General features: G+C 35.1%; 25 protein-coding genes. 10 read left to right on the plus strand and 15 right to left on the minus strand.

The window, feature by feature from the left end:
* The coding region (locus tag ACTQ5K_RS13645) for a hypothetical protein (RefSeq protein WP_441993989.1) at nucleotides 1-391 on the plus strand (391 nt) is incomplete at its 5' end.
* Nucleotides 392-419: 28 nt separating this feature from the next.
* Nucleotides 420-695 (plus strand): DUF3888 domain-containing protein, encoded by a 276-nt coding sequence (locus ACTQ5K_RS13650; RefSeq protein ID WP_155986784.1) that lies wholly within the window; start codon nucleotides 420-422, stop codon nucleotides 693-695.
* A 64-nt stretch (nucleotides 696-759) separates the two neighbouring features.
* On the opposite strand, the gene ACTQ5K_RS13655 is transcribed toward ACTQ5K_RS13650, so the two are convergent.
* Both ACTQ5K_RS13655 and ACTQ5K_RS13660 read right to left on the minus strand, forming a co-directional pair.
* Complete coding sequence (locus tag ACTQ5K_RS13655) at nucleotides 760-1,335, minus strand: DUF6241 domain-containing protein (protein WP_031539812.1); 576 nt, start codon at nucleotides 1,333-1,335, stop codon at nucleotides 760-762.
* Nucleotides 1,336-1,472: 137 nt separating this feature from the next.
* Nucleotides 1,473-2,903 carry a DHA2 family efflux MFS transporter permease subunit gene (locus ACTQ5K_RS13660; protein WP_031539813.1) on the minus strand — a complete coding sequence of 477 codons (1,431 nt, stop codon included), beginning with the start codon at nucleotides 2,901-2,903 and terminating at the stop codon, nucleotides 1,473-1,475.
* A gap of 168 nt (nucleotides 2,904-3,071) precedes the next feature.
* Here ACTQ5K_RS13660 and ACTQ5K_RS13665 point away from each other — a divergent pair, with 168 nt between their 5' ends.
* The 3 genes from ACTQ5K_RS13665 to ACTQ5K_RS13675 all read left to right on the plus strand — a co-directional run bounded on the left by ACTQ5K_RS13665 (nucleotide 3,072) and on the right by ACTQ5K_RS13675 (nucleotide 4,356).
* Nucleotides 3,072-3,614 carry a TetR/AcrR family transcriptional regulator gene (locus ACTQ5K_RS13665; RefSeq protein WP_441993990.1) on the plus strand — a complete coding sequence of 181 codons (543 nt, stop codon included), beginning with the start codon at nucleotides 3,072-3,074 and terminating at the stop codon, nucleotides 3,612-3,614.
* A 137-nt stretch (nucleotides 3,615-3,751) separates the two neighbouring features.
* Entirely contained in the window at nucleotides 3,752-3,997 is a 246-nt protein-coding gene (locus ACTQ5K_RS13670; protein WP_441130896.1) for a hypothetical protein, read from the plus strand.
* A gap of 71 nt (nucleotides 3,998-4,068) precedes the next feature.
* A complete protein-coding gene (locus ACTQ5K_RS13675) occupies nucleotides 4,069-4,356 on the plus strand; it encodes an aspartyl protease family protein (RefSeq protein ID WP_441993991.1) in 288 nt (95 codons plus the stop codon).
* Nucleotides 4,357-4,851: 495 nt separating this feature from the next.
* On the opposite strand, the gene ACTQ5K_RS13680 is transcribed toward ACTQ5K_RS13675, so the two are convergent.
* Entirely contained in the window at nucleotides 4,852-5,574 is a 723-nt protein-coding gene (locus ACTQ5K_RS13680) for a hypothetical protein (protein WP_031539716.1), read from the minus strand.
* A gap of 341 nt (nucleotides 5,575-5,915) precedes the next feature.
* Here ACTQ5K_RS13680 and ACTQ5K_RS13685 point away from each other — a divergent pair, with 341 nt between their 5' ends.
* On the plus strand, nucleotides 5,916-6,158 hold the full coding sequence (locus ACTQ5K_RS13685; RefSeq protein WP_031539717.1) for a hypothetical protein: 243 nt from the start codon (nucleotides 5,916-5,918) through the stop codon (nucleotides 6,156-6,158).
* Between the two features lie 25 nt (nucleotides 6,159-6,183).
* Here the strand turns inward: ACTQ5K_RS13685 and ACTQ5K_RS13690 are convergent, their stop codons facing one another.
* From ACTQ5K_RS13690 to ACTQ5K_RS13705, 4 genes are read right to left on the minus strand one after another with little or no spacing between them, the layout of a single operon-like run.
* Nucleotides 6,184-6,639, minus strand: a complete 456-nt coding sequence (locus tag ACTQ5K_RS13690) for a hypothetical protein (RefSeq protein WP_441993992.1) — start codon at nucleotides 6,637-6,639, stop codon at nucleotides 6,184-6,186.
* A gap of 19 nt (nucleotides 6,640-6,658) precedes the next feature.
* Complete coding sequence (locus ACTQ5K_RS13695; RefSeq protein WP_031539720.1) at nucleotides 6,659-7,237, minus strand: TetR/AcrR family transcriptional regulator; 579 nt, start codon at nucleotides 7,235-7,237, stop codon at nucleotides 6,659-6,661.
* A 13-nt stretch (nucleotides 7,238-7,250) separates the two neighbouring features.
* Entirely contained in the window at nucleotides 7,251-7,562 is a 312-nt protein-coding gene (locus ACTQ5K_RS13700) for a DMT family transporter (RefSeq protein ID WP_031539721.1), read from the minus strand.
* A 5-nt stretch (nucleotides 7,563-7,567) separates the two neighbouring features.
* Complete coding sequence (locus tag ACTQ5K_RS13705; RefSeq protein ID WP_231512599.1) at nucleotides 7,568-7,888, minus strand: DMT family transporter; 321 nt, start codon at nucleotides 7,886-7,888, stop codon at nucleotides 7,568-7,570.
* A 181-nt stretch (nucleotides 7,889-8,069) separates the two neighbouring features.
* Between ACTQ5K_RS13705 and ACTQ5K_RS13710 the strand changes: the two genes are divergently transcribed.
* The 3 genes from ACTQ5K_RS13710 (at nucleotide 8,070) to ACTQ5K_RS13720 (ending at nucleotide 10,033) form a co-directional block, all read left to right on the plus strand.
* A complete protein-coding gene (locus ACTQ5K_RS13710) occupies nucleotides 8,070-8,633 on the plus strand; it encodes a CPBP family intramembrane glutamic endopeptidase (RefSeq protein ID WP_251629308.1) in 564 nt (187 codons plus the stop codon).
* A 128-nt stretch (nucleotides 8,634-8,761) separates the two neighbouring features.
* The gene (locus ACTQ5K_RS13715; protein WP_441130900.1) at nucleotides 8,762-9,349 is read left to right on the plus strand and encodes a hypothetical protein; all 588 of its coding nucleotides are present in this window, start codon (nucleotides 8,762-8,764) and stop codon (nucleotides 9,347-9,349) included.
* Nucleotides 9,350-9,352: 3 nt separating this feature from the next.
* Complete coding sequence (locus ACTQ5K_RS13720) at nucleotides 9,353-10,033, plus strand: lysozyme inhibitor LprI family protein (protein WP_441993993.1); 681 nt, start codon at nucleotides 9,353-9,355, stop codon at nucleotides 10,031-10,033.
* 40 nt (nucleotides 10,034-10,073) lie between these two features.
* Here the strand turns inward: ACTQ5K_RS13720 and ACTQ5K_RS13725 are convergent, their stop codons facing one another.
* From ACTQ5K_RS13725 to ACTQ5K_RS13740, 4 genes are all read right to left on the minus strand, one after another.
* Nucleotides 10,074-10,343 carry a DUF4030 domain-containing protein gene (locus tag ACTQ5K_RS13725; RefSeq protein ID WP_311298478.1) on the minus strand — a complete coding sequence of 90 codons (270 nt, stop codon included), beginning with the start codon at nucleotides 10,341-10,343 and terminating at the stop codon, nucleotides 10,074-10,076.
* Between the two features lie 60 nt (nucleotides 10,344-10,403).
* Nucleotides 10,404-10,751, minus strand: a complete 348-nt coding sequence (locus tag ACTQ5K_RS13730) for a GNAT family N-acetyltransferase (RefSeq protein ID WP_396953890.1) — start codon at nucleotides 10,749-10,751, stop codon at nucleotides 10,404-10,406.
* Between the two features lie 323 nt (nucleotides 10,752-11,074).
* Nucleotides 11,075-11,761 carry an acyltransferase gene (locus ACTQ5K_RS13735; protein WP_251629315.1) on the minus strand — a complete coding sequence of 229 codons (687 nt, stop codon included), beginning with the start codon at nucleotides 11,759-11,761 and terminating at the stop codon, nucleotides 11,075-11,077.
* 405 nt (nucleotides 11,762-12,166) lie between these two features.
* Complete coding sequence (locus ACTQ5K_RS13740; RefSeq protein ID WP_251629317.1) at nucleotides 12,167-12,307, minus strand: hypothetical protein; 141 nt, start codon at nucleotides 12,305-12,307, stop codon at nucleotides 12,167-12,169.
* A 407-nt stretch (nucleotides 12,308-12,714) separates the two neighbouring features.
* On the opposite strand from ACTQ5K_RS13740, the gene ACTQ5K_RS13745 reads away from it, so the two are divergent.
* A complete protein-coding gene (locus ACTQ5K_RS13745; RefSeq protein WP_251629319.1) occupies nucleotides 12,715-13,587 on the plus strand; it encodes a DMT family transporter in 873 nt (290 codons plus the stop codon).
* Nucleotides 13,588-13,899: 312 nt separating this feature from the next.
* Here the strand turns inward: ACTQ5K_RS13745 and ACTQ5K_RS13750 are convergent, their stop codons facing one another.
* The 4 genes from ACTQ5K_RS13750 to ACTQ5K_RS13765 all read right to left on the minus strand — a co-directional run bounded on the left by ACTQ5K_RS13750 (nucleotide 13,900) and on the right by ACTQ5K_RS13765 (nucleotide 19,118).
* Nucleotides 13,900-14,265 (minus strand): DUF2294 domain-containing protein, encoded by a 366-nt coding sequence (locus tag ACTQ5K_RS13750; RefSeq protein WP_441130902.1) that lies wholly within the window; start codon nucleotides 14,263-14,265, stop codon nucleotides 13,900-13,902.
* Between the two features lie 157 nt (nucleotides 14,266-14,422).
* Nucleotides 14,423-14,920 carry a carbonic anhydrase gene (locus ACTQ5K_RS13755; protein ID WP_441993994.1) on the minus strand — a complete coding sequence of 166 codons (498 nt, stop codon included), beginning with the start codon at nucleotides 14,918-14,920 and terminating at the stop codon, nucleotides 14,423-14,425.
* A gap of 32 nt (nucleotides 14,921-14,952) precedes the next feature.
* Entirely contained in the window at nucleotides 14,953-17,586 is a 2,634-nt protein-coding gene (locus ACTQ5K_RS13760) for a DUF2309 domain-containing protein (protein WP_031539740.1), read from the minus strand.
* A gap of 14 nt (nucleotides 17,587-17,600) precedes the next feature.
* Nucleotides 17,601-19,118: an NADH dehydrogenase subunit 5 gene (locus ACTQ5K_RS13765; RefSeq protein WP_441993995.1), complete on the minus strand. Its 1,518-nt coding sequence runs from the start codon at nucleotides 19,116-19,118 to the stop codon at nucleotides 17,601-17,603.
* Nucleotides 19,119-19,716: the final 598 nt, after the last annotated feature.

A 19,716-nucleotide genomic window follows, 5' to 3' on the forward strand; every position in this document is an offset into this window, starting at 1 on the left:
TCATAGGGAAGACCTCTTTTCTAGGATTGGTTGTGGTGACTTAATTCTACCAAGAGAAGGTCTTCCTTTTTACATGGAAATTTTCATTTACACAAAATATTTTATACTCTCAGGTTTTACCTTGCCGGCAAATAAATTATCCTATATTTGTGTAGCTATTAATATTATTGCAATTTTAAGTTTCTACATTGTGTTAACTATCCATTTCATAGCTGATTTGTTTGAACCCTTCTTTTTACTATTGATAGTTATTTATCCAATGGTCTCCTTTATTGGGATACTTCTTGGTATAGGTGCTATAGTTCTAAAAGAGCCCTTTCTAAAATGTATTACTGCGATCATTTTAAACTTCTTGTGTCTTTTGATATTCTTTAAAGTTTCTCTAATTTAAATTAAATATCGAAAGCTCATTGGTAAGAGTGAACACATTAAGAAATATTCGTACAGAATCTGCTTTCTTAAGATTTCTCGGCCCAAGCATTCTGGAAATCATGGAGAGATATGGTGATAATCAGCTTTATATGGATGCAAAAATCGAAACCATTATCTTTAATGAACAAAAAGATACATACGAGGTGGCCTTACATGTCGGCTTTGAGGGAGCACATAATCCTCCTTATCATTTCATTCGAATGGTTCTTCGAATTCCTGGTGAAGAAAAGAAAACTGGTCATTATGATGTGATTTCCTATTAGAATCATCTGCCTGAGAGTAAAATCATCAAACAGGACGAAATTTTTTTTCCTTATAAAGACGAACTCATTCATTTCCCTCATCATCTGTTTGCGTTTTAAATGTTTTCTCGATAAATTCTTGCTCCTCTTCTTCACTCAATATTCCAGTTGCTTTCCCAATATTACCGTCTTGTAGACTCCAAAGGGCGTTATGATCCTCATCTGCTGTACGAAAATCTCCTTCTTTCCACTTTGACAAAATTTTTAATAAAGCATCTTTATTATGGTAAGTGCTATTTTTTACGATGTCATTAAGCATGTCTATTCGCTCTTCTGTCATTTCAACCGCTCCCCATTTTTGATCGGCTCTCACCTTTTGATGCGTCATCTCATGCATGGTAGAAATAACTCGATCCTCATGCCAATAGTCATAATCAATTTTGCTTATGTCAACTTCGCCTTCCACTTCTTTACTTTTACTTTTTTCGATACTTTGATCGATAGCCTCCCCCTCTACCGATACAAAAGAACCCTCGATCGAATCTGTAAAATAATGCTGATAATATATGTATGTACCAACACCGATTAATAAGAGAAATGAAATACTCCATATACAATATTTAAGCCAGCTTTTCTTTTTAAGTCTTTTTGATTCTTCCATTTTCCATCAACTATCCCCCTTTGAAAGAATTTTCAATTTTTTCCATTATATCAAAGAATCTCTTTATGTAAAACACGTATTTTCTTTTTCTTCAGGCTCTATGAGAAAAGCCAGTTCGCTTGGAACTGGCTAATAATTTATGCTTGTTGTTTTATTTTCGCTTTAGATGGTACAAAGAAAGTTAATATCAATGCCACTACAGCTAAAATGGTCATGAAATAATACGCATCACTTGAACCTAATATAGAAGCAAGCTTGCGGATTACTTCAGCTGTTGCATTTGGTGTTTCTTGCATTAGTGTCTCTGCATGGCTAGTTGATTGTGCGGTAAATACAGTTATAACTACTGCCGTTCCAATTGCACCTGCTATTTGACGTAATGTATTATTCACGGCCGTACCATGTGTTACCAGTTCCTTTGGTAAAGCATTCAAACTAGCCGTATTCAATGGCATTGTAATAAAGCTTAAACCAATTCGAAGAAAAATGGTTCGTATCATGAGAAAAACAAAGGTTGTTGTCTCTGTTAAATCGGTAACCACCCACATGGAAGGAATGATGAAGATCAAACCAATAATGAATAATGGTTTGGCTCCAAAACGATCATACATTTTTCCAGTAACAGGCGACATAAAAGCATTAATTACTGCACCTGGCAATAGTAGCAATCCTGCATTAAACGCCGTAAATCCTCGTCCATCTTGAAGATAGATTGGTAATAAAATCATATCTGCATACATCATCATCGTGACGATAATATTAATGATTGATGTTAGTGTAAATACTTTATTTTTAAATACATTTAAGTTGAGTAATGGATCAGAAGACTTCATTTGTCTTAGACAGAATAGGAAAGTAGTGATAATCCCTACTAGGATAGTAATAATAACGAGTTTGTCATCCCATCCTCTGCTCCCCGCATTACTAAATCCATATAAAATTAGCCCAAAACCAATGGTGGATAAAATAACACTTACAACATCTAGCTTAGCCTTTGCCGTTTCTGAAACATTGATCAAATATTTCATGGATAATAATAGAACGATTACGACAAGTGGTATTAGACCGATAAATAACCAGCGCCATGAATAGTATTCAATGACAAAGCCGGCTAATGTTGGTGCTATGGCTGGAGCGAAAATAATAGCGAGGCCAATTAGTCCCATCATACTGCCTCTTTTTTCTGGTGGAAAAATAAACATAACGACACTCATTAATAATGGCATAATAATTCCTGCACCAATAGCTTGTATCATACGTCCCGTAAGTAAGATAGAAAATGTAGGCGCTGCTGCGCATAAAATGGAGCCTATTAATAGAAATAACATGGCGCTGATAAATAATTGACATGTTGAAAAACGCTTCATTAAAAATGCGGTAATTGGGACCAATATCCCGTTAATTAACATAAATCCTGTTGATAGCCACTGTACAGTTGGAGCTGATACTGAAAATATATCCATTAAACTACTTAATGCAACGTTTAACAGTGTTTGATTTAGTGTTGATAAAAAACAACCTAATATAAGCACTGTTAATAAAACCTTTTTATTGATAGATTCTGGCATAAAGAATATCCTTTCTTCCCTTGTTTTTTTTACAATATGTCAATAAAATAAAGAATAACATTTATTTTATATAGTACCCATTCACAATTTCTTAGATTCTGTTTACTATACAACACATTTATAAAAAGTATCTATAAAACAGAAAATAATAGATAAAGAGGACTAAAAATGACGATACAAAAAAAGGAAGATCCACGTGCTGCTCGCTCTAAACGAATGATTAAACAAGCCGTTATAGATATAGTAATTGAGAATCCCGATATTTCAAAACTCACTGTTCAACAAATCACTAAAAGAGCCGAGTTAAATCGAGCAACATTTTATTTGCATTTCCTCGATATTAACGATTTATTAAGGCAACTGGTTTACGATATTTTCGACAACCTGTTGTTGGAAACATCACCTATTTTACAATTGAATAAGAAAAATAACCGTGATCGTCTAATTTTATTTTTAGATTATTTTTATCAACATCGAAAATTATTTGCCGTCCTTTTTGAACATAGTGGTTTTAAGAAAAAATTACAGATGGTCTTAAAGGATTCAATTGTCATTCAACGTGTGAGAGAAGAGTCTCCCACAACAGAAACCACTTTATCATTAGATATCCTTGCCTCTTCCACTTTAGGAATCATCATGTGGTGGTTGAAAGATGGCGTTCATTTTAGTTCCGAGTATATAGCTGATCAAATGATTGAATTGTATCGATAGACATTTCAATCAAATAGGGAAGGCAGTAAAACATAACCTCCCCTACTTCTTTTTTTATCTATGTTTTTAAAAAACATAATTGAGTATTAATTTCGTAGTTTAATCGTTTATAATAAGATAAAAAGGAGGGATTTATTATGAAGTGGCAAGAAGTTAGGGAATTATTTCCTAATCAATTTGTATTACTTTCAATCCTCGACTATCATGAGGAAAATGGAAAAAAAATAATCGATGAAGTAGCACCCATTCGCTCTATTTCAAGTGAAAACGCTAATAAAGAGTTCTTTAAAGTAAAACAAGGCAACATTGTTTACCATACATCGAACGAGAGATGTATTGTCCATATTCGTAAAGACCCGTTATTAAGAGCGAGCCGAATTTAATGCAAATTTCATCTGATTGACAACTCCTAACAACATCTCTCATTATTACTTTTCGCGGAAGAATACTACAAGTGAATGATATTATTATTGATACAGGCTCATCTCACACAGATATTAGCCCAGATATTTTAGAAGAGATAGGGGTAGTATATGAATATGGAGACAATATTTATGAAGCCTATGGGATAGGTGGCTCAGTGCCTTTTTATACTAAAATAATGGATGAAATTCAAATTGATACGTTTATAGTGAAGGACATTGAAGTGGATGTAGGAATTCTCCCTAAAGATCATAAAGGACTTCTAGGGTTAGATATTTTATTGACCTACAATTTTATAATAGATATGAACAAGTTATAATTATCCCCCTCAAAGAAATAGAATGAAGTTTAATAGAAAAATCTACTCTTTCCACGTATATACACTTCTCATTCATCTCAAACTCATGTTAGAAATAGAACACATATGAGAAATAGTTGCTTTCATGCTTAATTGTTTATTCGATTTTCAGCTCATTACTATAATAGTTGTAATAATTTCAGAATCTTCATTGCCTATTTTTGAAAAACAGAGTTCATTTTAACTCTGAATATATTGCTTATAAGATGATTGAATTGTGTCGATAGATATAAAAGAGAAGGCTGTAGAAACAACCTTCTCTCGTTTGTTTATTTAGTACTCTCGTCTATGGTTTTTGCAGAACCTGTAAATGGATGAATCTTATACGTTAAATCTCTGCCAGCTATCTTTTCTTCGGCAGTGATCATCCTACCTAAAGAAGCATAATAAAAAACAACTGCACCAAACGCTAAAATTCCACCTATAGCTTCGCATTTATCTTCAAAAAAATAACCTTCAATTCCCTTTTGCTAAAATAAACGCCATAAAACTGGGATCTGGCTTAGCTTCCTTTATTCCTTTTGCAGATTGAAGGAAAATAGTCTTCTCCTTTTCATAATATACCTTTATTTTCAAATTTCCTAAATCCATTAATTTTGTATGCTTTCTACTAATAGTCGTTTCTTTTGAATCATATGCTTCGCTATTTATGAACTGGACTATTTCGCTAATGGCTGCTTTATCTTTCACTTCCACACCATCTTGTTGAGATTCATTTTGGTATATACGAATGCTCTCTGGATTTTGCTTTAGCCAGACAGTACTATCTAAAATTTGATGCTTGTCAAACATCACTTCTGTTTGCATTTCTGACTTATTATAAGATGCAGAAAGGGATAGCTCACCATCAAAGCCTGCTTTTCTCCATCGAGAATAAAATCCAGACCAATCATTTGCTGAATCATTATCCTCAAGTGCTGAGCCTATATATTCTACACTCCATCCATGCTTAGGAAGTTCTTGCTCATAGTAGTCATAAATAGCCTCCCAGCTATTTCCGTCCATTATGTATTGGTCTTTAGTTGGTGTAAGTCCCGCATATAATGGAATGTCTTTCTCTTGCTCAGGAATAATGGTCATTCCCTTATATGTGTCATCCGTAACTTTTTGATAAATAATAAAACCCGTTAAAAGGAAAGTAAAAATAAATACATAAAGAACAAACCTTTTTTTGAACATTGAATTTCCCCTCTTCTAATATTAGCTTATCATTCAGTATAGTATAATATTTCCATTAATGATATTTAAATATTCTCAAAATTCCATTTGCTAACGAATTAATTTAGTATTATAAGGAATGTTATAAGCATTCCACATATAACTATATACGCGTGTCGCGTTAATCAGTTTCACTATTTGGAAAAATTATTTATACGGAATGTAATGAGAGCTTGAGGAAGGTTTATTTAGCTTAACTATTGAGATTAGTTGATTCTTTTCATTAAAAACTGGAAATAACCCCCATTTCCATTTAAATATATCGTATAATACAATTATTACAAATGGATGGAGGCTTATTAATGACAAAAAATGGATGGTTATCTCTACTTATGGTTGGTATTTGTATTGTATTATCCTTTTTTCTCAGTGCCAATAATGCAGGCATCTTCTTCTTATTATTCGGAATTTTATCTATAACTGGAATTGTATTCGCTATTTTGTCTAAAAAGTGGAGCAATATTATTCTTGGAGTTCTTTTAAATGGGATAGCAGGTGTGATTTTCACATTATTAGCCTTTGCATTTGGATTTGGAGAAGCTTAATACATTGATTACACTTCTATCCGAGTCAATAGCTTTCGATTTGAGCATCTTTTGGGCATACACTTTTTATATATGCGACTTCCTTTTCCGTAGCATGGGGAACATAGATCTCTGTTCCCCAATGACTGGAATGAAAGACCATCCTTTCTCCCATTAGTAAATTCACCGTAAACCACTTTAATTCTCTAGCTTTATTTGTATAGCTGTTGGATAAATAATGGACAAAAGCAGCTGTTTTCTTTCCATGGAATATCGTTAAATTATCCTCTTTCTGTATTTCGATATCTGGATAAAACGTTGATTTGAGTTCTTCTATAGTAATCGCTTCTTCATTCCAACAATGAATTTCAAAACAATCCGATTTTCGTAAAAAATAATCCACTGTTTGGAGCCAATAATCATAGTTTCCTAGTACAGGTTTTGGAAAGCTAGAATTTCCCTCCGTATAAAATGGGATATTAACAATGATATGTTTTTGCAAACTTAATTCCCCCCTTCCCCTACCTTGAAACTCCTTTCCAAAAAACCTCCCACAATGCTGCTAATTTATCATCCACTCTTTTCCCTGAATTAAAATAAACGATTTCAACCATGATTGCGATGATAATTCCTGTGAAAGCGGAGTTAAATATGTTTGCATCTTTTATAGTAAGTTGCCCTTTCTCTATCCATTTCGCGCACTTTTCGTCAATTAAATGCTCCTGGAAGTTCTCTGCTTCTGTTACTTCTTTTTGAATGACATCATATAGATGCATTGGTGGGAAGAAGCCCATTCTCAACCAAAATTTCAGCATTTCATTTTCCTGGAACATCCCTTTTACATAAAGTAAATAATGATAGAGAAACGTTTCTGGATTGCTACAATCTTCTTTTTCAAAAAACTGCTGTTTACGCTCGATTTCTTCTGCTTTTGCTTCCTTTAATACTTCGAGAAAAAGGTCATCTTTTCCTTTGAAGTGAGAATAAATAGACGCTTTTTTAATGCCCGCTTCCTCTGCAATTTCTGAAAGAGATGCTCCTTCAAATCCATTTTGTAAAAAAAACTTAATCGCTGCTTTTTTTATCTCTTCTTTTTTCACGTAATTCTCTCCTTTATGAGATTAGTTTCAATCCGACTGCAGCGCAAAGAATCATTGCAATAAATAAAATTCTTTTCCAATCCTTGGGCTCTCCGTATACAAACATCCCTAAGATTGCGGAGCCTACTGTGCCTATTCCTGTCCATACGCCATATGCTGTCCCCATTGAAATAGTCTTCATCGCATAAGTAAGTAATGCAAAGCTACACATAAACCCAATGATTAAATAAAGAAGCGCATCCCATTTTTTCATCGTTAACCGTTTAATATTAATGACACCAATTATCTCACAACATCCTGCTGCAATTAAAGCTAGCCACGCCATATCGTTTATGCCTCCTCTTTGTTTGCCCCTTCATCTGTTACCATTTTCAAGCCAATTACACCTATTAATAATACGAGAATCAATACCATTTTCACTAGATTAATTGGTTCTTTAAATAGAATGATTTCCGCAATGACTGTTCCAGCTGTCCCTAGCCCAGTAAACACAGCGTATACTGTACCAATAGGCAAATATTTTGTTGTATATATTAATAGATAAAAACTAATAATGATGGCGAAAATCGTTCCAGTCCATTCTAAAAAAGTGGATGCATGCTTAAGCCCAGAAACCCAAGCAACCTCCACAATCCCCGCACTAAATACCATTAGCCAATACTTATTCACACTCAAATCCTCCTTATATATAAACTACCGACCGTTCGGTAGTTATTGTGTCACATAATTGGTACCGCGTCAAGAAACAAGCTAAACAGGTGTAATTGTCTCTAAAAATTGTGTGAATTTCTATGTATGATAGCATGATAAATGTTATACTTACCATAATTTGGTGATATCAATAAAATACATCATTCTACAATTAGAAAAATTACTGGAGGAAAATAAGATAAATACGAAGGCAGTTACCTATGTTATCCTACTAATACTTTCAGGATATTTAATTAGTAATCTATCTGTTTTAAATCCAGCACTTAAAGATTATCAAGCTAGCATTTGGTTTGCAACCTTTCTAATCCTAACTTTAAGCTACAGCCGAGCAAAAGAAATAATCATTCCATTAGTGAACTTTTCCTGTCTAAAAAATACTGTATCCTATGTTTATATTTTCCTGACTTTAACGGCATCTTACTTCCTATTATTGTTATGTATTCACTATGAAATTCTATTAAATAAAACGTATATTTTCTACTTTAAGAATGGGCTTATGACAGGAGAAGATGTTTGGGGGATTATACCAAAAGTGTTGTTAGCACCAATTTGGGAAGAACTATTTTTCCGAGGGATCTTACTATTCTTTTTATTACGTTATATGAAACCCATTTTGGCTATTTCCATATCAGCTATAATTTTTGCCATGTTCCATCCGTTGTATTGGATCCTTACTCTTATTTGAGGATTACTATTAGCTTTTACTACTTATAAAACAAAATCTTTCGTCCCAGCCTTACTCTCCCATTCCCTTTGGAACTTGTATATATCCAAATTATTTATTTATTTTTAGCAAAAGGACTGGTGATAAATATGTTTTCTAACAAAGAATTACAGGATTTAATTGCTGGCAAGGTCGTTGGCAATCGGTTTCCCTATGATACAGGGAATCAACAAGAAATTGAAGCCCATATCAGGCGATTGTTTTATCGACTAAATCGCATACCAAATCTAATCTGCGAGGCAGAATGGAATCACTTTGGAAGTGGATACGCATCTTTTGTTGAAATATTTTGCTATATAAAAGAAGCCGTCACAGTGGAAGAAAAATACGGGATGCGGGAGGAAAATATTGAAGGAATTATCATTGATATTTGCCGATTAGCACCTGTAGCGATTATGGGAATGGATGAACGATTTCATAAGATTCGTATCGAAACGAATGAAAAAGTCAGTGGTTCGTCTGGATTTTTACTTGATGGACCTCATCGTTTATATGTAAACGAAAAATACCAAGAAGTTGCTGACAAGATAAGATTTGCTTTACAGGAATTTGATATTGAGCTTTTATCAGCAGCTACCCTTAATGATTTTTTGCCTTTTCGTGCTAAAATAGATACCATTCATCGAAATCCAAATGATTATTTAATAATGGACGCCATATTTTATTGGGAGGATTAACAAATGAACAAAAACAAAATTTTTATGGCAGCAACCCTATTGGTTATTTTACTTATGGGAATGTCTGCTTGCAGCAATTCATCTAATGAAACTACCTCAAGCAATACTCAAACGGAACCAGAGAATATAGAAGAAAGTACAGACAATGCATCTGAGAATATTGCGGACCCCACTCCTAGCGATCAAAATGAATCAGATGAAGCCGCTAATAATAATAACGATTCAAATTCAGAGAACAATAATATAGAGGAAAAAAGGCAAGAAAGCTTAGCTACTATTCAGAAAGTGCTTGATGCCTTGCCAGATAAGATTGCGGGCAACAAACATGTTTTTTTAGAAAGTTTAGACAATCTTCAGAAAGAGCTTGATACATTACCAGATAAAGAGGGTTCCGATTCAGGTGCTACAAACGCAATGAAAAATTACTACGGCATTTCTTATGAAAAGTATGATGAAGCCCTGAATGCTATTTATGCAACATTAAAAAAAGACTTGTCAACAGAGACGATACAGGATTTACAAACTAAACAGCTGAAATGGATTGATCAGAAAGAAGCAAAAGCGGAGGAAGAAAGACTAAAATATAATGGAGGCACCTTTGAAAATGTCGCATTATATATCTCTTTATACGAATCGACAAAAGAAAGATGTTATGTATTAGTGAATGAGTATATGACGGATTAAAGAAATATGGGAAGTCATTATGACTTCCCATATAATATTTTTAGTTTATTTTCTTATTATCTTTACTGTTCACAATAATGCTATACTCTTCATTAGCAAGTATGTCCGCTATTTCATCGGATTTTAAAAACTCCACTATTACTCCTTCAATTTCAGCTCCAAGTTGTTTTGACTGAGGATTGGAACTTAATTCCGAGGTACTAATAATGAATGTCAATGGTTCCCTTTTATAGCTTACACCTGTTACCTTGTATTCCTTTTTAGATAATAGACCTTCTGCGACGGGTGCTATATTATGAATTCCCCCTATATACTATCCAGTATTAAAATATATATATCTTCTTTTACAACATTTCATGATACCTATAATTTAATAGGATTTTAAATCTAATTCCATAAATCTTGCCTCTTTAATCGGATTATATACATATGGCTCAATATCATAAAATCCCATTGATTCATATAAACTTTGTGCTTTCTTCATCGTTGAAAGGGTATCTAGTCTTATATATTCATATTTCAGCCGTTTAGCTTCATCAATAATCACTTTGATAAGACCTTTTCCAATTCTATATCCCTTAAATTCATCACGAACATATAATCTTTTCATTTCAGCTATACCGTCTTTAATATTGCGAAGTGCCACACATCCTGCAACCTTCTCATTAACCATTGCTACATTTATTATTCCATCAGGGGGTGCATACTTTCCTGGCAATGTATTTAGTTCTGTATCAAAACCTTGAAAATCAAGGTCTATATTTAGAGAATGAGCATATTCTAAAAAAGTTTTTTCACTTCTTCCATCATTCCATCATCAAGGATTCGCTTAAATTCAATCGTATTCTCCTTGTTTCCAACTGCCATTATTAAAATCCCCCTTGGTATTTAACTATTCCTTTACTCCCCATCAATAGTGGACTATTCCCACCAATAATACCATAATTTTCAGAATATTCCACTGCTAATCTACAAAGAAAAAAGCAATCAAAGATGATCACTTTTTTATGCTTAAACTATATAATTTTAACCCGTTATGTATTATCTAGCCCACCCTACATTTTCTCTCACAATTTTAGCTGGATACCCTGCTATTGTGCAATTCTTCTCTTTGAATTTTTTCGTCACACAGCTATTATAGCCGACGATGCAATCATCTGCTATTTCGGTGCCTTTTAGGATATCTACATTTGCTCCTACCCAAATATGATTACCTATTGTGACTGGCTCTGTGTTTTTGTCTTTGCTATTATCCAAGATATTATAAATCGTATGTCCATTGGAATCTCTTACACTAACACTCCATCCAAATAAGACATTATCGCCTATTTCAATCCTTTCGCGGCATGCAAAAAAGCAGTTTCGATTACAGTCAAAGTTTTCCCCGAAGACTAAAGTCCCCTTGTCCACTCGAATGGAAACTCCGCTCGCAAAATTAGCTTTCCCATTGAAAATTAATTTCCCTTCTTTTTTTACGCAAATAAATCCGCTGTTCTTTAATGATTGATTGACCCCATCTGACCCATTTGTAAAATTAACTTTAATCATAAATCGCGTTATTTTACCATTGATCACACAGGTACCCCTACTAACATCCGCAATTTTTGTATTATAAGAAATTAAGATAGGTAGTTTTATTGCTTGTTTAAACGGAAACGCTTTAAAGTTAAAATATAGTGTTTTAGGCATTGAAAATAATAGCTTGATCAATAACATTACTTTTCTCATTTGCACTCTCCTGAACTATTCAATATTATATACCAATATTACCAAAGGCGTAATGAGGAAAGTGCAAAGGTTTTATTAATTCTATATGTATTTCTTGTAAATTTATATCGTACCTTGATTATATATTACACTTAACTACTTACTTTTTTTAAAGAGTATAGCAAAGTACCTACCAACATTCCTAACGATATCCCTACTCCGCAGCCTGCAACAGCTAGAAATACATTACCTGCTATCATTCCAAATATAGTAACAATCACCCCAGGTAATAATTAAAAAATCATCCCATATAGTAAATAGCTTTCTAATTTTGGATGCTTACCACCTTTCATATCAGTCATATTTCTCCCTCCTTTATTTCGATAAGCACCACTTACTTAGGAGTCTGCTTATTTTTTGTGTGAATCAAGAAGTATGAGCTTCCTCCCACCATGTATCCTCCCATAATGGAAAGCGCTGTTCCGACGATAACCCATTTCGTGGAAAATATATTCCTGACATAAATAAAAATACGTCAACCGCTATGAAGATTGGAACTTTTTTCATTTTCTCCTCCCATTCATCTAAAAAAAATTTCCGTAGATCATACCATTTGGTACTAATTTTTCCTATATTTATTCATACGTATATGGAACAAATTGGTTTCATTTATAAGAGCTTTTCTCATTGTTCCTTAGACAAAAATATGCTCCTTTGTTCTTTAAATATCGTCGTCTGTTCTACATTATGAATAATTTAACACAGTTTCTAATATCTTGAAATTTAAAAACAAAGAATGTTCAGAATCTGCTATAATGAAAGAAATATTTTTCAAACGAAGAGGTGAATTGCGTGTATTGGACTCCGTTATTTGAAAATGATGTACCAGCAGCATATTTCTGCTCTTAATGAGAAAGGTGACTGCATCTCTCCGTTAGGGGCTTTTAGACCTACTAAAAAAACGGAGGATAAAAATGAAAAAAAGTATATTAGGATCTATTTATTTAACTTTAGCTGCAAGCATTTGGGGTGGTATGTACGTTGTTGTGAAAGTGGTTGTTGCGGTCATTCCTCCACTTGAACTTGTATGGATTCGTTATCTAATCGCTATTGTCGCTTTGGTTATCATAGGGTTTGTAACTCGGCAAAAATGGCGAATGGAAAAACGTTATTTCCTTATCATCATAGGCATTGGCATTATTGGAAATGCCATTTCTATTGTAGCGCAAGAAACAGGTACCATGTTGTCCACAGCTCAAATGGGTGCAATTATCACTTCATCCACCCCTGCGTTTATGGTTATTTTTGCACGATTGCTGCTTAAAGAACGTTTGACAATGAAAAAGGGTCTTTCCATTTCTCTCGCTACAATTGGCGTTTTTCTTATTGTCGGAATCGGTAATCTTGATTTAACAAGCAAATTAGGTGGGATAGCACTTTTAATCGCCGCATTGACGTGGGCATTTATGTCTGTACTTGTAAAGCTTTTGCCAAGTGACTATTCACAAATTGTTGTCACTACTTATTCTATCGCGGTCGCTTTAATCGTGTTGACACCTTTTGTAATGCCAAGGCTACAAGGAATCCATATTTCTGAATGGGGACACCCTTCTATTTTTGGAGGTCTATTATATTTAGGAATTGTTTCAACAGCTGGAGGATTTCTCCTTTGGAACCGTGGGCTACAAATGCTTAACGCCTCAAGTGGCGGAATCTTTTTCTTCTTCCAGCCTGTGGTCGGAGCAGTACTTGGATGGATTATTCTTGGAGAAAATATCGGATTAACCTTTTGGATTGGCTCCATCCTAATTCTTGTTGGTGTTTTATTTATTATATCGGAGAAATGAACAAGTTCCCCATTCCCCCAAAAAATGAGGTCGGGACAAACTATATTAATAAGAAAAACGGAGCAGCCTGAATACACGTAGACTCCTATGGGAGCTGCGAGAAAGGTGAGACCCCGGAGGCGAAAGCTGAGGAGGCTCACCGCTCGCCCCATGGAAAGCGAAGTGTATTCAGGCTGCGGCTAATACCACCACTTTACTGAAACAGCCTATTATCTATGGTTGGAATACTTATGTCTCAACCTTGTTCTCTTCATCTAAATCTTTTATCTGTCTAAAAAATACAATAATCCTCTTTATGCCTTGCCTGACCCATTACATAAAAAGATTTTCCACATTATTAAATAATTTAAAAACCATCACCCGTTCACCTGTACGAGAACTTAAATCGGTATGAAAACTTTTTACTTCTTCTCCAGTAATCGTTACTATACATTTCTTTAGTTCTTCTACACCTGATTCCACTAATTCGGAACGAGTTTTCTTAATGGTTAATAGTCCTTCTTTTGTTTCACACACCGTATATTCAGCTGGTGTTAATATACCTTGTAAACTCACGATAATCATATCCCGTAATATATCTGTTTTAACAGATAAAGATCCACGACCAAGAAAGTCCTTTTCCCATTGAGTAATTGCCTTACTGATTTCGGCTTCACAAGAGCCTTTTGATATTTTCATTTTCTATGCATCCCCTATTGAACAATAAAAACTAGTTTTCTATCTGTTTTTATTTTTAAAAAGATTGGCTTATGGTAGAAGCAAATCTTTTTAATATATATGAATATATACCATTCCGATTGATGACTCAATAACATTTAGCATGCTTTTTCATTTTTTAAGCAGTTTTATTTGCAGCAATCTCCACAATGGAAGACTTTCCATGCTGATTATTGATGATTAAGCCACGGACTTTAACATTTGCAGGCATTAATGGATGGTGACAAATCATATTAACACAATTTTTGATATTGTCACCAGTATTTTGTTTACCATTTAGCCATTCATTAATCGTTTCACCGGAAAATTCAGGCATGCTATTTTGAAAAAGATAATCCAATGTTTGGATTTTGGCAATAGATTGATCTTTTATAGAAATAGCACTATTTTCTTCGTTTCTTGTTCCTACAACAAAAATCTCTTCTACTTGTTCCTGATAAATAGCAATAATAATGGACCTCATAATATCCCCAAAAGGATTGGAAATAACAGGGCCAAAGCATTTGATAGTCAGCATGTTTTCTGGTTGAATATTCGTTTCTTCTTTTAAAATAGACTCCAAGCCTTCTCTAACATCCATCAGAAATAACACTTTTTTCGTCTTTTCTAAATTCATATCGTACACTCCTTTGTTATAAAAACCAACTGCTACCAGTTTTCCCAATGACCTTCTGGACTGACACTCGCTAGTCGGAGCCAACCATTTTTTACTTTTTGTTGAAATGCTGCATTATTTTTTAATAATCGCTCCACATATTCTTTAGGTGCCTGAATGACAATCAGCAGACGAAGTGGAGAATGATAAGCTTCATTGTCTGATTGCATAACAGATTGCCAAGGAAGGCCAGTTAATAAGTCACTTGCATTTCCTTGCATAACACCAATACCTGCTGTAACAGTTTGCGTTGCCTTATTGCCACTACCATAATAATGGGGAGCTACCGTTGAGGCGTAATATTCTAGATTTATCCATTGAGCGACAGTTCCTGGACCGGAAATAATCGTATCTAAAAGTTCCCCATTGCGGTCCTTCTGCCAATTGTAATTATGAAGAAATACTCTGCCTTCTAAGTCAGAACCTTCCGTTAATGTACGTTGTCCTATAATAAAAGCCGCATTGCCAGCTAACCCCCATTCCGGTCGGATCACGCTCCAATCTTCAGCTAGTTGATAGGCCTCAGACTTTGGCTTGCTCTGTTTCGATTGGAAATGAGGTAATTTAGCAAGACGCTCTGCATTTGCCTGGTGGCTTACTCTTGGCAAAATGGCTTCGATACGCTGAAACGCAGCATGTGCTGAATCGGAAAGCTCCTCTGGTATATATATCCAGTGTAATTCATCCACTGTTGTATTGTGCTCAGCCGCTACAAAGACAGTATCATCAGGAATAGCTATTCCTTCCAAAGCTAGCTCTTCCCTTACTTCAACAAGGTTACATAAAGTTGCTAAAACCCTAGCATTGAATCCACCTGATGCCCCTCCACAGGCACCACAGTCAAGTGAAGACGCATAAGGGTTATTAATACTTTGACTTCCATGTCCACATATCACAACTAATGGGCTGAAATTGTCTGTTATTCCCATCATTTTTAGAGCTTGTCGGGCATAGTTCACTTTATCGCTCTCCGAAAATCCAATCGGTATTCCTTCCTCTGTTTGATGAACATGATGAAGCACCAAGTTTGTCTTCGGTTTACGCAACCAATTTTTACGAAGATTATGAATCAAACGATCTGCACTTTTTGGCACAAAACTGCGTGCTACCATTTGAAGACTAAGCCAGGGACCACTTAATTCCGGTAAAAGTAGGTTTGCAAGTAAGTTCTGTTTCATTGTTTTAAATGTATAACTTAAGGAATGAACTGCCTGCTTACGTTGTTGAAAGGAAATTAATTCATTCTCCTCTGTACTCTCCATAATTTTATGCAAAGGCTTATTCATAATTGGCAAGGATGGATGACTGTGCGCGCTCCCCAATTCATTCGTTGCAATTGGTATTCCAAAAAAACCAGCCATGCCAATCGTTTCAAATGGTCCTTCTTTTTCCAATTGACGACGAAATGGTTCTGAGCGTACGTCAATACAAAATACAAATTGCGCTAACGTCGTATCCTTATCGCTGTTCCTAGATTGTTTGGAGATAATCTTTTGCCTTAACTGCTCAGCATGTGTTTGTTCCCAAGCTTCCAGCCAAAGTTTTCTGCATAGTTTCTCATCAAATCTTGCCGCAAATAGCAAATATTCGTGTTGTTTAGTCTTTGACAACTGTGTCCATTCCTTTAGTGACAGGCTACCCCAATGAATCAAAGCTGCTAATAGAGAATGAGTGGCCTCCCTTTTTTCCAATCGTTTATTCCTAAAAGGGAGATAGGGATGTATAAGAGCCCATTCCAAGGAAATTCGAACTGCTAAATATTCGGTGATTAGGGCATTTTCCTCACTTGACTGATTAGAACGCCAAAGCATCATTCCTGCCCAACCTGGTAACGAAAGTAAATGTACTTCTAGATAACTCTGGATTTCCGTGTCAGGGATATCTAGTGCTTTTAACGCTTTTTTCAAAGCACTATCAGCCTCTTCTGGCCATTTTTTTAAACTTTCACGCTGTGATTTAGATAGTGCTGGATCATAGCAAACGAGACGATGCCAAGAACGATAGAAACCATCCTCACGATGAGGCATTTCCCAACCTGCCTGTGAGTCATCGAGATATAATTTACACCACTTGATTACATGGTAATCGAGAATATTGATTAACCTTTCCCCATCTTGATTCTCTATTTGGGAACTGATTGGTTGCATGGAAGAATGATTGATAGAATCGGCATTCTGTTCCCTAAGTTCCTCCACTTTTTTCTTGAGTTCTACAGATGATAATAGATTAGATGGGATTGGTTCCAATTTCAGTGCTGCATGGCAAAAGCGCTCTGCGACATCTCGAGGGATATTAAACGTCTGTAAATTTGAATCAAGCCATCGCTGCAGTCCTTGCTTCACAAATGCTTCATTAATCTCCCCCTTATTTTTTGCTGAAAGAATCATAGAAGCACTTGGATAAATATCCACATCACGAGTATTCTTTAACCGATCCGCAACTTGATCAAAAGTTTGCTTTTCAAGCCCCATCCAAGGATGACGTGCTGCAAAAGTAGAAATCGGCCAAAGTGGTGCAATTACTTTACTAGCAGATTCAACAAAATTACTAATATCTCTTTTAGTATTTTCTATCTTTATATCTTTCTTATTAGATCTTTCTTTTGTTAAAACTGATGTAACACTCATCACTAATTACCTCCTTATGGCAATTGTTGTTTTAGATAACTGGGATGGCTTTCCACTGATTTTGGCTTTGCTTCGCCTAATCTTACTAACCATAGATAAAGTACTGCAAAGAAAATAGACGAACGATTACGGGCAATAAATGACCCTATTACACTTCCAACTAATAAAAGACAGGTAATTATGATGACTGCAACTGTTGGAGGCTGAGTCCCCTGGGAAACTGTAGATTGCAGGAAATCATAGAAAAAATGATGAATAGTGACATAAATAGCAGCCGTCCCTCCTACCATTAATAACCCTGCGATTCGACCAATGTTTCCCTCTCCCAAAGCTACTAGCTGTTTCCAAGAAATAGACAAGGACAACCCTAAGATTATCGCACTAATTAATTGATATCCCTCTCCTGGTGACTGGAGCCAAAAGACCAATCCAACAGCGAATCCTAAAATCCACCCCGTTATGCTCCATAAAAGGGAGGTCTGTTTATTACTTTGATTAGATATTTCGAAACGACGCACCGCTGAACCTGACTGTAAAAAAAGAGTGGCTTTAAACAAACCATGTAGAATAAGATGAATAATCGCAGCAATATAGGCACCTAACGCACATTGAATGAGCATAAAGCCCATTTGTCCAATCGTAGAGCCTACTAACTGACGTTTATAGTCCACTTGCACTAAACTGATTCCAGAACCAACCAAGACAGATATACCTGCTAGAACAAGCAAGATAATAGTAGCTATATCTCCATTAAATAGTGGAGAAAAACGAGCAAGCATAATCCCACCTGCATTTACAATTCCTGCATGCATAATTGCTGAAACAGGTGTCGGTGCAACAACAGACTCTACCAACCATCTTTGGAAAGGCCATTGAGCTGCCGGAATGATAACCGCTAGGACAATCAGTAAGTTAATCCCAGTTCTCTCCCAACTTGCAAGTTCAGCTACATTTTCGCTGGATAAAACAGACGCTAATTGCCAATAACCAGTGCCTTGATATAGCCAAAGGACCGCCAATAATAAGGACAACCAGCCAAATATAAAGTTACGGGCAGAGAGCTTAGATGCTTCATTTGCTATTTTCCACCTATTGTTTAATTTGATAAGAAAGGTTAATCCAGCAAGCGTTGCTCCCCAGAATAAAACCATCAAGCGCAGATCAGCACTTAACCAAGCAATGGAAGCAGCAGCTGTTGTGAACGTAAAGAGTGGAAAATATTTTCGATAAGAGCGATCTCCCATTAAGTAACGAATAGAAAAACGTTGCACAATTAATCCTATGGCAAGAACGAAAAAAGTCATTAACCAAGCCAAGGAATCCAAGTGTAATGGACCAAAATTCCCCCTTCCATTCGAATTCACAAGTGCTACTAAGGAAACTAGAGGCGGTAAAGACACAATCCAGCTATGTATCTTCACAAAGCTCAGTGGTACTCTTGGATGCAGAAATAATAATCCACTTAGCATAGAAACTAAAATCATAATAAAAAACAATACTAGCAATAATGGCAAACTCAGCGAAACAAACATGTTGAAATTCTCCTTTTACTAACTTACTTAGAAAACCACATTGACTTCAAAAATCCCCAACGTTCCTTTTAATAAAGGGAAACTTCCGTCAGTACACCCTTTTCCCACTGATTTTTAGTTGGATCATTCGGACATTTATAAACTGTAACAGTAGAACAACATTTTTCCCCAATAAAAAAGCCGACAATTTTTATGCTTCACCATGATAATAATCATAGGAAACAAAAAAATTGTCGGCTTCCCTTCAACTAATTACAGCGAATTTTTTGAAGAGCTACCCTTTATAGGTTTTATATGTAAATTAACTTTCATAATAAATATTCCATTATTAATTGGCTACTTATTTATAAAATCACTTTTCCTTTTTCTATTAAGTTACTTTTTCATTCAGTCAATGTAAACATTAAAAGAATGCTAAAGTCTTAATCTTGAAACAAAGAAAATTAACCTATAACTAAGTATTAAGCTAAATATAAGATATTCCAAATTCTTATATTTGTCAACAAGAAAGCCTTATTCTACAATGGAAAGGTTTCTTAAATAATGACACGATACCTTTTTCCAAAGTCACAAACTATCTTAAATTTAAATTTATAGA

This window comes from Niallia sp. Sow4_A1 (genome assembly GCF_052116745.1).
GTDB classification, from domain to species: domain Bacteria; phylum Bacillota; class Bacilli; order Bacillales; family Cytobacillaceae; genus Niallia; species Niallia hominis.

Coding starts and splice junctions, on each gene's coding strand:
- ACTQ5K_RS13655 (WP_031539812.1), bottom strand. CDS start 1,335: ATGGAAGAATCAAAAAGACTTAAAAAGAAAAGCTGGCTTAAATATTGT.
- ACTQ5K_RS13660 (WP_031539813.1), bottom strand. CDS start 2,903: ATGCCAGAATCTATCAATAAAAAGGTTTTATTAACAGTGCTTATATTA.
- ACTQ5K_RS13665 (WP_441993990.1), top strand. CDS start 3,072: ATGACGATACAAAAAAAGGAAGATCCACGTGCTGCTCGCTCTAAACGA.
- ACTQ5K_RS13670 (WP_441130896.1), top strand. CDS start 3,752: ATGAAGTGGCAAGAAGTTAGGGAATTATTTCCTAATCAATTTGTATTA.
- ACTQ5K_RS13680 (WP_031539716.1), bottom strand. CDS start 5,574: ATGTTCAAAAAAAGGTTTGTTCTTTATGTATTTATTTTTACTTTCCTT.
- ACTQ5K_RS13685 (WP_031539717.1), top strand. CDS start 5,916: ATGACAAAAAATGGATGGTTATCTCTACTTATGGTTGGTATTTGTATT.
- ACTQ5K_RS13700 (WP_031539721.1), bottom strand. CDS start 7,562: ATGGCGTGGCTAGCTTTAATTGCAGCAGGATGTTGTGAGATAATTGGT.
- ACTQ5K_RS13705 (WP_231512599.1), bottom strand. CDS start 7,888: ATGGTATTTAGTGCGGGGATTGTGGAGGTTGCTTGGGTTTCTGGGCTT.
- ACTQ5K_RS13715 (WP_441130900.1), top strand. CDS start 8,762: ATGTTTTCTAACAAAGAATTACAGGATTTAATTGCTGGCAAGGTCGTT.
- ACTQ5K_RS13720 (WP_441993993.1), top strand. CDS start 9,353: ATGAACAAAAACAAAATTTTTATGGCAGCAACCCTATTGGTTATTTTA.
- ACTQ5K_RS13735 (WP_251629315.1), bottom strand. CDS start 11,761: ATGAGAAAAGTAATGTTATTGATCAAGCTATTATTTTCAATGCCTAAA.
- ACTQ5K_RS13740 (WP_251629317.1), bottom strand. CDS start 12,307: ATGAAAAAAGTTCCAATCTTCATAGCGGTTGACGTATTTTTATTTATG.
- ACTQ5K_RS13745 (WP_251629319.1), top strand. CDS start 12,715: ATGAAAAAAAGTATATTAGGATCTATTTATTTAACTTTAGCTGCAAGC.
- ACTQ5K_RS13750 (WP_441130902.1), bottom strand. CDS start 14,265: ATGAAAATATCAAAAGGCTCTTGTGAAGCCGAAATCAGTAAGGCAATT.
- ACTQ5K_RS13755 (WP_441993994.1), bottom strand. CDS start 14,920: ATGAATTTAGAAAAGACGAAAAAAGTGTTATTTCTGATGGATGTTAGA.
- ACTQ5K_RS13760 (WP_031539740.1), bottom strand. CDS start 17,586: ATGAGTGTTACATCAGTTTTAACAAAAGAAAGATCTAATAAGAAAGAT.
- ACTQ5K_RS13765 (WP_441993995.1), bottom strand. CDS start 19,118: ATGTTTGTTTCGCTGAGTTTGCCATTATTGCTAGTATTGTTTTTTATT.